At 71.9% G+C, this 13708-nt stretch carries 12 protein-coding genes; 6 read left to right on the top strand and 6 right to left on the bottom strand.

Features of this window, described 5'->3' with window-relative positions; all coding sequences use genetic code 11:
* Window positions 1–79 precede the first annotated feature (79 nt).
* Entirely contained in the window at window positions 80–769 is a 690-nt protein-coding gene (locus tag AB0D49_RS03305) for a response regulator transcription factor (RefSeq protein WP_362749867.1), read from the top strand.
* A complete protein-coding gene (locus AB0D49_RS03300) occupies window positions 766–2244 on the top strand; it encodes a HAMP domain-containing sensor histidine kinase (protein WP_362749864.1) in 1479 nt (492 codons plus the stop codon). Before AB0D49_RS03305 ends, AB0D49_RS03300 begins: the two co-directional genes overlap by 4 nt.
* 156 nt (window positions 2245–2400) lie before the next feature.
* On the opposite strand, the gene AB0D49_RS03295 is transcribed toward AB0D49_RS03300, so the two are convergent.
* The 3 genes from AB0D49_RS03295 to AB0D49_RS03285 all read right to left on the bottom strand — a co-directional run bounded on the left by AB0D49_RS03295 (window position 2401) and on the right by AB0D49_RS03285 (window position 6254).
* Window positions 2401–3942, bottom strand: a complete 1542-nt coding sequence (locus AB0D49_RS03295) for an ABC transporter substrate-binding protein (protein WP_362749861.1) — start codon at window positions 3940–3942, stop codon at window positions 2401–2403.
* 545 nt (window positions 3943–4487) lie between these two features.
* Window positions 4488–5786 (bottom strand): metallophosphoesterase, encoded by a 1299-nt coding sequence (locus AB0D49_RS03290; protein WP_362749858.1) that lies wholly within the window; start codon window positions 5784–5786, stop codon window positions 4488–4490.
* Window positions 5787–6014: 228 nt separating this feature from the next.
* Entirely contained in the window at window positions 6015–6254 is a 240-nt protein-coding gene (locus tag AB0D49_RS03285; RefSeq protein ID WP_362749855.1) for a hypothetical protein, read from the bottom strand.
* A 91-nt stretch (window positions 6255–6345) separates the two neighbouring features.
* Here AB0D49_RS03285 and AB0D49_RS03280 point away from each other — a divergent pair, with 91 nt between their 5' ends.
* Window positions 6346–7635, top strand: a complete 1290-nt coding sequence (locus tag AB0D49_RS03280; RefSeq protein ID WP_362749853.1) for a D-alanyl-D-alanine carboxypeptidase — start codon at window positions 6346–6348, stop codon at window positions 7633–7635.
* Window positions 7636–7677: 42 nt separating this feature from the next.
* Here AB0D49_RS03280 and AB0D49_RS03275 read toward each other — a convergent pair whose 3' ends face one another.
* Entirely contained in the window at window positions 7678–8778 is a 1101-nt protein-coding gene (locus tag AB0D49_RS03275) for a YihY/virulence factor BrkB family protein (RefSeq protein ID WP_362749850.1), read from the bottom strand.
* Between the two features lie 217 nt (window positions 8779–8995).
* Between AB0D49_RS03275 and AB0D49_RS03270 the strand changes: the two genes are divergently transcribed.
* Complete coding sequence (locus AB0D49_RS03270) at window positions 8996–9751, top strand: SDR family NAD(P)-dependent oxidoreductase (RefSeq protein ID WP_362750747.1); 756 nt, start codon at window positions 8996–8998, stop codon at window positions 9749–9751.
* An 82-nt stretch (window positions 9752–9833) separates the two neighbouring features.
* Here the strand turns inward: AB0D49_RS03270 and AB0D49_RS03265 are convergent, their stop codons facing one another.
* Both AB0D49_RS03265 and trpS read right to left on the bottom strand, forming a co-directional pair.
* Entirely contained in the window at window positions 9834–10415 is a 582-nt protein-coding gene (locus AB0D49_RS03265; RefSeq protein ID WP_362749847.1) for a 2'-5' RNA ligase family protein, read from the bottom strand.
* 225 nt (window positions 10416–10640) lie between these two features.
* On the bottom strand, window positions 10641–11654 hold the full coding sequence (trpS, locus tag AB0D49_RS03260; protein ID WP_362749844.1) for a tryptophan--tRNA ligase: 1014 nt from the start codon (window positions 11652–11654) through the stop codon (window positions 10641–10643).
* Window positions 11655–11980: 326 nt separating this feature from the next.
* Here trpS and AB0D49_RS03255 point away from each other — a divergent pair, with 326 nt between their 5' ends.
* Complete coding sequence (locus AB0D49_RS03255) at window positions 11981–12583, top strand: sigma-70 family RNA polymerase sigma factor (RefSeq protein ID WP_362749841.1); 603 nt, start codon at window positions 11981–11983, stop codon at window positions 12581–12583.
* Window positions 12576–13484: a hypothetical protein gene (locus AB0D49_RS03250; RefSeq protein ID WP_362749838.1), complete on the top strand. Its 909-nt coding sequence runs from the start codon at window positions 12576–12578 to the stop codon at window positions 13482–13484. Before AB0D49_RS03255 ends, AB0D49_RS03250 begins: the two co-directional genes overlap by 8 nt.
* Window positions 13485–13708 lie beyond the last annotated feature (224 nt).

The raw sequence follows: 13708 nt of genomic DNA, 5'->3' as shown, positions 1-13708 counted from the left end.
ATGAACCGGCCATGACTCTCAAGGAACTCCAAAGCGCGGGCGGGGGCCGTTGTCAGTGCGCCCGCCGATACTGGGAGGCATGTCGACGGCTGCTGGCACCGTGCTGGTCGTGGAGGACGAGGAATCCATCGCGGACGTCCTCGCCATAGCGCTGCGCTTCCACGGATTCGAGGTGATGACGGCCGGCACGGTCCGTGAGGGCCTCGCGCTCACCGAGCGGGTCCGTCCGGACGCGGCCCTGCTGGACGTGATGCTGCCGGACGGCGACGGCCGCGCCCTCGGCCGTGAGCTGCGTACCCGCCGCCCCGATCTCGCCCTGGTCTTCCTCACCGCCCGTGACTCCCCGGCCGAGATCGTCGGCGCCCTCGGCTTCGGCGACGACTACATCACCAAGCCGTTCAACATCGACGAGGTCGTCGCCCGGATCACCGCGGTCCTGCGCCGCACCCGCCCGGTGGACGTCCTCCCCCAGCGCCCGCCCCTGCGGTACGGGGACCTGGAGCTGGACGAGACGACGTACTCGGTGCGCCGCGCGGACCGGACCGTCGAGCTGACCCCCACGGAGTACGCGCTGCTGCGGTTCCTGGTGCGCAACGCGGGCCGGATCGTCCCCAAGGAGCAACTCCTGCGCCATGTCTGGCAGTACGAGCACACCCCGCCGGAGTCCACGGTCGTGGAGACCTACATCAGCTATCTGCGCCGCAAACTGGCCGCCCTGGGCCCGCCGCTGATCACCACCCGCAGGGGCGTGGGGTACGGACTGGCATGACGGGACGGAACCTGATCCTGCGCGCTCTCCTGCGCCCCAGGCGCCACGGCCGGCGCTCGCTGCGGCTGAAGCTGACCGTGGGCGGTGTCCTGCTGCTCGCCCTCGGCATCGCCTGTGCGACGGCCATCAGCCTGAAGACCGCGCACCACTATCTGCTGGACAAGGTGGACTCCGAGCTGACCAACTCGCGCGCGTCGCTGGAGACCGGCGGGTTCAGCCTGCGCCAGATCGAGTCGCTGAGCCAGGTCGGCATCGCGCTGGACAAGTTCGGCGGCACCTGGGAGCGGCAGTCCCTGCCGAGCCCCAACTCGGTGTTCGTGGTGGTGAACGCCGAGGGCCGGCCGGTCGCCGTCGGCCCGCTGGAGCCCACGCCCCGCCAGCGCGCCATCGCCGCCGCCGTGCCCGACGCGAACGCCGTCGCCGCCTCCCCGACCCCCCGCGATCTCGATGTCGACGGCGAACGTATGCGGCTGATCGGCGTCCAGCTCGACGACGGCACGGTCGTGCTGATGGCCATGTCCGTCGAGGCCCTCAACGACGGGATGCAGCGCGCCCTGCGGATGGACCTCGCGGTCGGGGCGCTGCTGCTGACCGTCCTGGCCTGCGGGACGATGTGGTCGGTGCGCCGCCATCTGCGGCCCCTTGAGGACATGGTGGAGACCTCCACGGCCATCGCCGAGGGCGATCTCACCCGGCGGGTCCCCTTCCGCCGCGATCCCACCACCGAGGTCGAGCAGCTACGGCTGGCCCTCAACTCCATGCTCCACCAGGTGGAGTCGGCGTACCGCACCCGCGAGGACAGCGCGGCCCAGTTGCGCCGCTTCGTCGGAGACGCCTCACATGAGCTGCGTACGCCGCTGGCGGCGATCCGCGGCTATCTCCAGCTGTATGACCAGGGAATGCTGCGGGCGCCCGAGGACCGCAGACGGGCGTGGGACCGGATGATGGCGGAGGCGGACCGTATGGGCCGTCTGGTGGACGAGTTGCTCACCCTGGCCCGGCTCGACCAGCGGCCCGAACTCCGGTTCAGGAACGTCGATCTGAGCCGGCTGGTCCGGGACGCGGCGGAGGATCTGCGGGTGCAGCAGCCGGAGCGTCCGGTGTCCGTCGTCGCCGAGGGCGCGCTGCTGGTCCGCGCCGACGAGTCCGGGCTGCGCCAGGTGCTGGGCAATCTGCTGGCCAACGTACGGATACACACCGCGGTGGAGGTGCCGGTCCGGCTCGCGGTGGAGCGGGTGGGCGAGGTGGTGCGGCTGTCCGTGGCGGACGACGGGCCGGGGCTGGAGGAAGCCGACGCGGCCCGGATCTTCGACCGGTTCTTCCGGGCGGGCGGCGGGGCGGGGAGCGGTCTGGGCATGGCGATCGTGCAGGGCGTGGTCCGGGCACACGGCGGGGAGGTGGGCGTGCGGACGGCACTGGGGGAAGGGCTGACGGTGACGGTGACGCTGCCCGCGCGGGTTCCGGCGGAGGTGTGAGCGGCCCCGGCGGTGGAGGGGCCTGCCTCATCGCGTGGGCGGGCGGCACCATCGCGTGGGCGGGCGGGCCCGTCGCGTGGGCGGCCTGCCCCGTCACATGGGCGGGCGGCCTCATCTCGTGGGCGGCCTGCCCCGTCACGTGGGCTGGCGGCCCCGTCAGATCCAGTCCAGGCGCCACAGCCGGAACGCCCCGGTGCCGTCCGTGAGGTCCTGGCCACCGCCGACCGTCTCGTCCGTCACCACGTACTCCTTGCGCTGCCACAGCGGGATCACCGGCGCGTCACGGGCCACGAGGTCCTGGAGTTCGCTGAAGTCGTCGGCGGCGCGGCCCCGGTCGGCGTACCGCTGGCCCTCCTTGATCAGCCGGTCCACGGTCTTGTCGCTGTAGCCGGTGTTCATGGTCGAGCCGGTGCCGATCAGCGGCGCGCCGAAGGTGTCCGGGTCGGGATAGTCGGCGACCCAGCCGACGGCGTACGCGTCGAGCTTCCCGTCCGCCCAGCGCTCCTGGAACTCGGTCCACTCGTAGCCCTTGACCGTGACCCGGAACAGCCCGTCCGCCTCCAGTTGCCGCTTCAGCTCGGCGGCCTCCTCGGCGGCGGCGCCCCGGCCCTGGCCGTAGGACAGGGTGAAGGAGACGGGCAGCGAGACCCCGGCCTCGGTGAGCAGTTCCCGCGCCTTGCCGGGGTCCTGGGTGGGGTACTCGTCGAAGAACGAGGTGGTGTGGCCGTTGATCCCGGCCGGGATCAGCGAGTACAGCGAGTCGACCGTGCCCTGGTAGACACCGGCGGCCAGTCGGTCCCGGTCGATCAGCCAGGCCAGCGCCTGGCGGACCCGCACATCGTGCAGCGGGGAGCCGTCACGGGTGTTGAAGTACAGGTTCCGGGTCTCGGAGCTGTCCGATTCGGAGACCCGCTGGTCGGGGTCGCTGGCGGACAGCCCGGCGAGCGTCTCGGGCGGCAGCTGCCGGGTGGCGACCTGTACCTCGCGCGCCTTGTAGGCGCGGTCGAGGGCGGCGGAGTCGGTGTAGTAGCGCACCTCGACGGGGCGCCTGGTGCCGTCCACCGCGCCCTGGTAGGCGGTGTTCGGCGTGAGGACCGCGCTCTTGTCCTTGGTGTACGACTTCAGCCGGTAGGGCCCGGTGCCGTCGGCGCCGGGCTTGGTGCGCAGCGCGTCCGCCGGGTACCGGGTGGGGTCGACGATGGCTCCGGCGCCGGTCGCCAGCCGGTAGGGGAAGGTCGCGTCGGCCGCGGAGAGCCGGAAGGTGACGGTGTTCCCGCGCGCGCCGACCGCCTCCAGGGTCTCGAAGAGGGGCGCGGGGCCGACGTCGGAGTTGATCCGCAGCACCCGGTCGATGGAGAACTTCACGTCCTCCGCGGTCACTTCCCGGCCGCTCGGGAAAGTCAGCCCGGAGCGCAGCTCACAGCGGTAGGTCTGGAGGCCGGTGTCGGTGAAGGCGCAGCTCTCGGCCGCGTCGGGGACGGGCGCGGTGCCGCCGGGATCGAAGGTCAGCAGTGACTGGAAGAGATTGCTGAACAACGCCCAGGACCCGGCGTCGTAGGCCCCGGCCGGGTCCAGTGAGGTGACCCCGTCGGTGGTGCCGACGGTGATCGTCCTGCCGTGGTCCTCATTCGACGGCACCAACTGCCAGGCGGCGGCCCCGGCCGCGGCCAGTACGAGAATCAGCGTGAGAATCCGCATCCGGACGGATCGCATCGCCCAGCCCTCCCCAGAGCCTCAGCGAGAAGCCACCTCCCCTGGTGGCGAAGTCACCCAATCACAGAGGTTTCCGGCGGGGGAAGGGTCTTCGGGGTGGCATGGAAGAAACTTGAAGGAGGACCCTGGGGCGGCGCCCGGAGCGGCACGGACGGGGCTGTGCGGCGAGGGTGGGCCGATTGCGGATCAGCGGTGAGCGGGCTGTGCGGCGACGGTTGGCAGGGACACGTTTCGGTCAGGCCGGGGGCTACGGCTGTGTTGGCGGGTTCCGGTCAGGTCCAGGGCGGTGACGGCGGTACGGGGGGCGGCCGGGACCGGGCCGGCGATGGCAGTGCGGGGGTCCAGCCGGGACCGGGGCGGCGACGGCGGTACGGGGGGGCCAACCGGGACCGGGACGGCGATAGCGAGACGGGGGGTCCAACCGGGACCAGGGCGGCGACGGCAGTGCGGGCGAGTTCCGGCCGGGCTCGGGGCGCGGGACGCCGGTGGTCGGGGCGGCGTCGGTCGCCGGGCCCGCCCGCCACCGCCGGTCACGCCTGGCGGGACGCCAGTTCGATCACCGTGATGTCCGACTCCGCGCCGACCCGGGTGGGCGGGCCCCAGGCGCCCGCGCCCCGGGTGACGTACAGCTGCGTGTCGCCGTACCGCTCCAGGCCCGCCACCGTCGGGTTCGCCGCGGCGGCGAGGAAGGAGCCGGGCCAGAGCTGTCCGCCATGGGTGTGGCCGGACAACTGGAGGTCGACCCCATGGTCGACGGCATCATGGATCTGCACCGGCTGGTGGGCGAGCAGCACACAGGCGCGGGTGCGGTCACGGTCGCCGAGCGCGCTGCCGAAGTCCGGGCCCTGGCCCTCGCTCTCGCCCGCCACGTCGTTGACTCCGGCGAGGTCGAAGTGGGGCAGTTCGGTGCGGGCGTTCTCCAGGGGGGTCATACCGAGCCGCCGGACCTCCTCGACCCACTGCTCGGCGCCGGAGAAGTACTCGTGGTTGCCGGTGACGAAGTAGGTGCCGTGGCGGGCGCGGAGTCCGGCGAGCGGCGCGGCGGCCGGGCCGAGGTCCTTGACACTGCCGTCGACCAGGTCGCCGACCACGGCGATCAGATCGGGCTGGGTCGAGTTGATCGTGTCCACGACCCTCTGGGCGAAGCCGCGGCCGAGTACGGGGCCCAGGTGGACGTCGCTGACCACGGCGATCCGGAAGCCGTGCGCCGACCGCGGCAGCTTGGCCAGCGGGACGGTGACCCGGCGGATGCTCGGCCCGTTCAGGACGCCGTAGGTGCCGTAGCCGACGGTCCCGACGGCCGCCGCCGCGGCGGCACCGGCGACCACACGGGAGACGAACAGGCGGCGCGAGGGGGCGGCCACCAGACGCGGGGACGGCGTGTCGCCGGTGCCGTCGGGGGCGTCCTCGGGGAGGCCGGGCGTGTCGCCGACGGACCGGGGCGGGTCGTTCGGCGTGGCGGCCGTGGCCGGGACGGGCTGGGTGTCGCGTACCGCCTCGGGCACGGCGGCGGGCCTGCGCCGCTCCAGGTAGCGGCGCAGCAGCGGCCGTACGATCTCGCCCACGAGGACCGCGAGCAGCAGATAGATCGACAGCGCCAGCCAGAGGAAGCCCGGCCAGGCCAGGATCTGCTGGACCACGAACGGGGCACCGGTGCGCTCGGCGACCAGGGCTGCGATGGCCAGCACCCAGCCCCCGGCTATCAGCAGGGCGCCGCCCCGGCGCAGCCAGCCGGGGCCGCTGGTGGTGTCCCGCACCAGGCGGCGCCACAGATACCAGTTCGCCGCGATCAGGACACCCACGACGGCGAACACGAAGACGAAGACCACGCTGTTGTTGTCCCTTGCTGTGCGGCGCCGGTCGGGGCGCTTGATGAGGGTGGGGCGGTGGTGCGTGCACGCCGGGGGTGGCGGGCTTCTCGTGCCGTGACGGGGGCCGCTGGTGCGGTGGGGGGGCTCCTTGTGCGGTGCAGGGGGCTGCTCAGCGGCGGTGGGGGCCGCTTGTGAGGTGGTGGGGGGCTTCTTCCGCTGGGGGGCGGGGCCCTTGTGACGTGCGCCTTATGACGTGTGACGCAGTGCGCGGACCGAACGCAACCCGATCCCCCCGACGACCGTCCCCAATACGAAGGAGACGATCGCCAGTGTCAGGTGCACCCAGAAGTACGCCGTCGGCTGACCGTCGTCGAACGCGAGCCCGCTGCCGTCGTTGATCAAGTTTTTGACGAAAGTGACCCAGATGAACCAGCTCCACACCCCGAACGCGAGCAGGAACCAGGAGACGGGGCGGCTGAGTTTCATACGTTCAGTATCACCGGCAGGTGTCCGGTTCCGTTTTCGGGGTGAGGAGCGGGGTGGGACTTCCACAGGTCGCCCCTGTACGTTCTCGGTCGTGTCCGCTCACCAGCCGACCGCCAGGCGCAGCCTGTTGGTCGCTTCCGCCACGCTGCTGACCCTGTCGCTGACCGCACCCGCGGCGGTGGCGGCGCCCAGTCCGTCCACCAGCCCCTCGGCCACCCCGTCGGCGACGCCCCCGGCCACCATGTCCACGGTGGGTGGCGAGCGGCTCGGCCGGCCCGGCACCCAGGTGGATCTGGCGCCGGGCGTGCCGGTGATCCCCAAGGACGTCTCCGCGCGGTCCTGGATCGTGGCCGACGCCGAGTCCGGCGAGGTGCTCGCGGCGCACAACGCGCACTGGCGGCTGGCCCCGGCGAGCACGCTGAAGATGCTGTTCGCGGACACTCTGCTGCCGAAGTTCCCCAAGGACGAGAAGCACAAGGTCGTCCCTTCCGATCTGGCGGGCATCGGGGCGGGCTCCAGCATGGTGGGCATCAAGGAGAACGAGACGTACTCGGTCCACGACCTGTGGCTCGGTGTCTTCCTGCGCTCGGGCAACGACGCGGTCCATGTGCTGTCCGCGATGAACGACGGTGTGCAGAACACCGTCCAGGAGATGAACGAGCACGCCGAGGAGCTCCAGGCGCTCGACACCCAGGTGGTCAGCCCGGACGGCTATGACGCCCCCGGCCAGGTCTCCTCGGCCTACGACCTCACACTGTTCGCCCGGTCCGGGCTCCAGAAGAAGGACTTCCGCGAGTACGCGGCGACGGCGACCGCCGACTTCCCCGGCGAGACGAAGAAGAACAAGAAGGGCAAGACCACCCGGGGGTCCTTCGAGATCCAGAACACCAACCGGCTGCTGACCGGTGACTACGGCCTGCCCCAGTACGAGGGCATAGCGGGCGTCAAGAACGGCAACACGACCAACGCGGGCGCCACCTTCACCGGGGTCGCCGAGCGGGACGGCCGGGTGCTGCTGGTCACCGTCATGAACCCGGAGACCAAGGCGACCAACCAGGTCTACAAGGAGACCGCGAAGCTGTTCGACTGGGGCTTCAAGGCGGCGGGCAAGGTCCAGCCGATCGGCGAACTGGTCGCCCCCAAGGGCGCCGAGCCACAGCCCGGATCGACCGCGTCCGGCGCCGGGAGCGGCTCGGGCGAGGCCGGGGGCACCGGCGACGCCTCCGGGGCCCCGGTCGCCGCCGACGCCGCGAGCACCGGCTCGGGCGGCATGGGCGTGGCCCTGGGCATCACGGGCGGCGTCCTCGCCCTCCTGGCCGGCGCCGCGTTCCTGGTGACCCGCCGCTGGCCGCTGCCGGAGCTGGTACGCCGGAGGCGGTGACGGGGGCTCCGCCCGGGTTCGGGGGGCGCGGTGGCCGACGGGTCAGTCCCGGCCTTTCGGCGACTCCGACCCCCCTTGTTCGCCCTGTTCACCCCTTTTACCTAGTTCATCTTGTTTGCCTTGTTCGTCTTCTTGCTCGTCTTCTTGCTCGGCTGAAGCGGGCCCCTTGGAGGCGGCTTCACTGTCGCCCTCCTCTGCGCCTTCTTCCTTTGCGCCTTCCTCTGCGCCTTCTCCCTTTGCGCCTTCCTGTGTGCCTGCTTCGCGGGCCGCTTCCGTCTCCTGCGGCGCCTCCGCCTCACCGTTCCGCGCAGCCGTCCACGCCGCGCAGAACAGCACCAGCTTCGCGGTGAAGTTGATCCAGAGGAGCAGGGCGACGGGCACACCGAACGCGCCGTACATGCTCTTCGCGGCGACGCCCTGGATATAGCCGCTGAGCAGCAGCTTGAGGAGTTCGAAGCCGACGGCGCCGATCAGGGCCGCCTCGATCAGCCGGCGGCGTGGCGGCTCGACGCCGGGCAGCAGGGTGAGGACGTAGAGCAGGACCAGGAAGTCCGCGAGGACGGCGACGGCGAACGCGGCGACGCGCAGCAGCACACTCCCCCAGCCCGCCTCGTCGATGCCCAGATGGTCGACGATCCAGCCCACCAGCGCGGTGCCGACGGTGGAGGCGACCAGGGTGATCAGCAGCGCGCCGCCGAGCCCCAGCAGCACCCCCGCGTCCTTGCCGCGGCGCAGGATCGGGTTCTCCTCGGCGTCCGGCAGCTCCCACACCGCGCGCAGACAGTCCCGGGTGGAGCCGACCCAGCCGATCCCGGTCAACAGCAGCACCGCACCGGCGACGAGCCCGACGGTGCCGGCGTTGTCGACCAGGCTGCCGATGTCGAGCTGGTCGGAGATGCCGGGCACCTGGTCGGCGATCTTCTCCTCCAGCTCGGCCCGCCGACTGGCGCTGAGTGTTCCGGCGGCGATCGCAGCGACCACCGTGAGCAGCGGGAACAGCGCGATGAAGCTGATGAACGTCACCGCGGCAGCCAGGCGCGTCCACTTCACCCGGTCGAGCCGCTCGTACGACCGCCAGGCGTGCGTGGTCATCAGGCGCGCGACGACCGGCCCGACGAGCGGGAGCTTTTTCAGCCAGTCCATGATCCGACTCTGCCCCCGTTGTACGCGGCCGATGTCCGAGCACGCCGAAAACGGGCCACCCGAACCCCGGGAACAGGGAAGGACGTACCACTAATCACCCGTTTCGGGGAGGGGCGTCATGGTTCACCGCGTCGACCAACTGAACTCCGGCATATAGGGCGATACGGTCACCGACATGCTTGCCGACACCGCGCGTCTCCCCGTCGTCCGGAGCCTCATGAGGGAAAACCCCGATCTTCCCCGGTCTCTCCTCGTGCTCGGCGGCACGTCCGAGATCGCGCTCGCCACCGCCCGCCGTCTGATCGCCCGCCGCACCCGCACGGTGTGGCTCGCCGGACGTCCCTCCCCGTCACTGGAACAGTCCGCCGACGCTCTGCGCGCACTCGGCGCGGACGTCCGCACCGTCGCCTTCGACGCCCTGGACCCGGCCTCCCACGAGGCCGTGCTCGGCAAGGTCTTCGCGGAAGGCACCGTCGACATGGTGCTGCTCGCCTTCGGCGTCCTCGGCGACCAGGCCAGGGACGAGCGCGAACCGATCGACGCCGTACGAGTCGTCCAGACCAACTTCACCGGCGCGGTCTCCGCGGGCCTGATCAGCGCCCGCGCCCTCCAGGACCAGGCCCACGGCTCCCTGGTCGTGCTCTCCTCCGTCGCCGGTGAGCGGGCCCGCCGCTCGGACTTCATCTACGGCTCCAGCAAGGCCGGCCTGGACGTCTTCACCCAGGGCCTGGGCGACGCCCTCTACGGCACCGGCGTGCACGTCATGGTCGTACGCCCCGGATTCGTCCGGACCAGAGCCACCGCCGCGCGGGAGGCGCTCCCGCCGACGACCACCCCGGAAGCCGTGGCCACCGCCGTCGAACGGGGACTGCGCCGACGCTCGGAGACCGTGTGGGTGCCGGGCGGGCTGCGGGTGATGATGGCGGCGCTGCGGCATCTGCCCAGGGCCGCCTTCAGAAGGCTGCCGCTCTGACCCCGCGCCCCGGCCTCCGTGTCCCGGCCTCCGTATCCCGGTCCTTGGGGCACGGCTCCGGGAGGCGGCACATGGGGCGCCGTCAGTGCGCGGGCAGGGGACCCCGCTCGGCAGGGGCGGACGCCTGCGGCGGCACGACCGGCGTACCGAAGGCGAACTTGCGGAGCTTGCGCCACACGGAGTCGGGGCCCTGCTCATAGAGGGCGAAGCCGGTGCACGGCCATTGCGCCTCGTAACCCGCCAGCTCCTTGTACGCGCGGTCCATGGCGGCCTCGTCGATGCCGTGGGCCACCGTCACATGCGGGTGGTACGGGAAGAGCAGCTCGCGCGCGACGGGACCGGAGGCGTCCCGGATCTGCTGCTGGAGCCGGGCGCAGGTGTCGGCGCCGTCCACGACCTGGATGTACACGACCGGGGAGAGCGGGCGGAACGTACCGGTTCCGGACAGCCGCATCGGGAAGGGGCGCCCGGTGCCCGCGACCTGGACGAGATGCGCCTCGATCGCCGGGAGCAGCCCGCCGTCCACCTCGGTGGGCGGCAGCAGGGTGACGTGGGTGGGAATGCCGTGCGCCGCGGCGTCGCCGAAGCCCGCGCGCCGCTGCTGGAGCAGGCTGCCGTGAGGCTCCGGGACCGCGATCGACACACCGATCGTTACGGTCCCCACGTCGTCTCCTGTCGTCGTGCCGGATACATCGGATACTGCTGCCGGTCGCGCCGTGCCGTCTCTTCGCGCAGGGGCCGCCCCTCGCGCGGCCGTCCGGCTATCGACTGTACGACCACGGCGGGGCCCTGGGCAGGCGCAGGCAAGGTGATATGCAGCGCTGTGCGGGGGTAAGGGGCACACGCCCCGCTCACCCGGCGCCCGACCCCGTGCCCGCCCGGCGCGGGCTCAGTGCTTGGCCGGCAGGAAGCCCACCCGGTCGTACGCCGCGGCCAGCGTCTCGGCGGCCACCGCGCGGGCCTTCTCCGCGCCCTTGGCCAGGATCGCGTCCAGCGTCTCGGAGTCGTCCAGATACTGCTGGGTGCGCTCCCGGAAGGGTGTGACGAACTCGACCATGATGTCCGCGAGGTCCGTCTTCAGCGCGCCGTAGCCCTTGCCGTCGTACTGCTTCTCCAGCTCCTCGATGCCCGTACCCGTGAGGGTCGAGTGGATGGTGAGGAGGTTGCTGACGCCCGGCTTGTGCTCGGCGTCGTAGCGGATCACGGTGTCCGTGTCGGTGACCGCGCTCTTGACCTTCTTGGCGGTGGCCTTGGGGTCGTCCAGCAGGTTGATCAGGCCCTTCGGCGTGGACGCCGACTTGCTCATCTTGATCGACGGGTCCTGGAGATCGTAGATCTTCGCCGTCTCCCGGAGGATGTACGGCTTGGGGACCGTGAACGTGGCGCCGAAGCGGCCGTTGAAACGCTCCGCGAGGTCCCGGGTCAGCTCGATGTGCTGCCGCTGGTCCTCGCCCACCGGCACCTCGTTGGCCTGGTACAGCAGGATGTCCGCGACCTGGAGGATCGGATACGTGAACAGGCCCACGGACGCGCGGTCGGCGCCCTGCTTGGCGGACTTGTCCTTGAACTGGGTCATCCGGGACGCCTCGCCGAAGCCGGTGAGGCAGTTCATGACCCACGCCAGCTGGGTGTGCTCGGGGACATGGCTCTGGACGAAGAGCGTGCAGCGGTCGGGGTCCAGCCCGGCGGCGAGCAGCTGGGCGGCGGCCAGCCTGGTGTTCGCCCGCAGCTCCTTCGGGTCCTGCGGGATCGTGATCGCATGCAGGTCCACGACCATGTAGAACGCGTCGTGGGTCTCCTGGAGCGCCACCCACTGGCGCACCGCGCCCAGGTAGTTGCCGAGGTGGAACGAGCCTGCGGTGGGCTGGATGCCGGAGAGCACGCGGGGACTGTCAGAGGCCATGCCCTCATTCTCTCAGGTGCGCGGGACCGGTCAGGAACGGACCACGGGCCTCCCGCGCCCCTCCGCGACCGCCCGGCACCGGGGGATTCCGGGCACGGACCCCCAGGGATTCCGGTCATGAACCGGTGCCGGCCGTTCCGGTCATGATCCGGCGCTCGATGGCCGCCGCGCGCCCCTCCTCCGTAGGTGTGCGCCCCGTGCTCCCCCTCCGCACGCCCCTGGCCGCTCCACTCCTCCCGACCTGAGCCCGCGCGCACTCCTCGCGGCTCCCGTAATCCGTGGTGCCGTGATGGGAACCGATCCGGGCCGGGCGGTGTACCAAGAATGTGAACACGCGGGAGGGGGTCCGCATCGTCGATGAGGCCGCGGTGATCGCCCGCGTACGCGCCGGAGAGCAGGAGGCGTACGCGGAGCTGGTCCGTGCCCACACAGGCACGGCCCTGCGGGCGGCAGCGGCGCTCGGAGCGGGCGCGGACGCGGAGGACGTGGTGCAGCAGTCGTTCATCAAGGCGTACTGCGCGCTGGGCCGGTTCAAGGACGGCTCGGCGTTCAAGCCCTGGCTGATGTCCATCGTCGCCAATGAGACAAGGAACACAGTGCGTACGGCGGCCCGGCAGCGCACGCTGGCCGGCCGTGAGGCGGCCTTCGCGGAGGCCGAGCCGTTGATACCGGAGTCGGCGGACCCCGCGGTGGCGACGCTGGAGACAGAGCGCCGTGACGCCCTGCTGGCCGCCATGGAGCAGCTCAGCGAGGAGCACCGCCAGGTCGTCACGTACCGCTATCTGCTGGAGATGGACGAGTCCGAGACGGCCGAGATCCTGGACTGGCCGCGGGGCACGGTGAAGTCCCGGCTGAATCGCGCGCTGTGCAAGCTGGGCCGACTGCTGCCGGACTTCCGGCCAGGGAGGGGAGGTGACGAGGATGAGTGAGCCCGGACACACCGACGACGGGTCCCCTGGGGCGGACGACGGAGAACGTACGGCACGCGGGGTGCCCCCGGGGCTGCCCGAGGAGCTGCGCTCCCTCGGACGCTCCCTGGACACCTTTGGACCGGACGCCCCGGAGACGATGGTCGAACGGGTGCTGGGGCAGATACTCGCCGAGCATCTCGCGGTCGAGCCGCCCGAGCCCCCCAGACCCGGGGACCGGCTCCGGGACGGGTTCCGCGCCGCCCGCCGCTGGACGCGGGTGCGCAGACGCTCGCTCACCGCGACGCTCTGCGCCGTGCTGGCGGTGCTCGCGCTGACCCCGCCGGTGCGGGCGGCGGTCCTCGACTGGTTCGACTTCGGCGGGGTCGAGGTGCGCTACGACCCGTCGGCCCCCGCTCCGACCCCCGCCGAGGTGCCCGGCTGCGGCAGCACGGTGTCGGTGGCGGAGGCCGAGCGGCGAGCGGGCTGGCGTCCGCTGGTCCCGGAGGCGCTGGGCGAGCCGGACGGCGTGGCGGTCACCGCCGGGTCGGACCGCAGATTCCTGCTGACCCTGTGCTGGAGCGAGCCGGGCGGGACGATCCGGCTGGACCAGGACCAGGGCGTGCTCGACCTGGGCTTTGTGAAGCGGGTGCGGGAGCAGCCCGAGTGGCTCTCACTGCCGCCCAGGGACGCGGACAGCGTGAGCGACGACCTCGCCCTGTGGTTCCCGGAGCCGCATGAGCTGAGCTACTGGGTGCTGGCCCCCGACGGCGACCGCTTCTCCCGCGAGCGGCGCACAGCGGGCCCGACGCTGCTGTGGACCCATGAGGCCGGGACCCGGAGCTTCACACTGCGGCTGGAGGGCGTGGACGCCAAGGAGCGGGCGGTGAAGATCGCCGACTCGCTGCGGGACGCGGAGTGAGGGGTACGCGAGGGCGTGGGCAGGGGGCGCGGAGGCGTCGGGCAGGGCGCGCGCAGGCACCTGCCTGGGGCCCGAAGGCGTCGGACAGGCGGTGCGCAGGCATCGGGCAGGGGCCCGAAGGCGTCGGACAGGAGGCGTTGAAATCGGTCGGCCGAAGTGTGGAACCCGAAGGGGTCGGGCGGTGTACCAGAAGTGACAGGCGGCCCGGGGACGGGCCGCGGAGG

The organism is Streptomyces sp. NPDC048290 (genome assembly GCF_040652095.1).
Taxonomy (GTDB): domain Bacteria; phylum Actinomycetota; class Actinomycetes; order Streptomycetales; family Streptomycetaceae; genus Streptomyces.
This window is presented reverse-complemented; position numbering and strand designations above follow the sequence as displayed.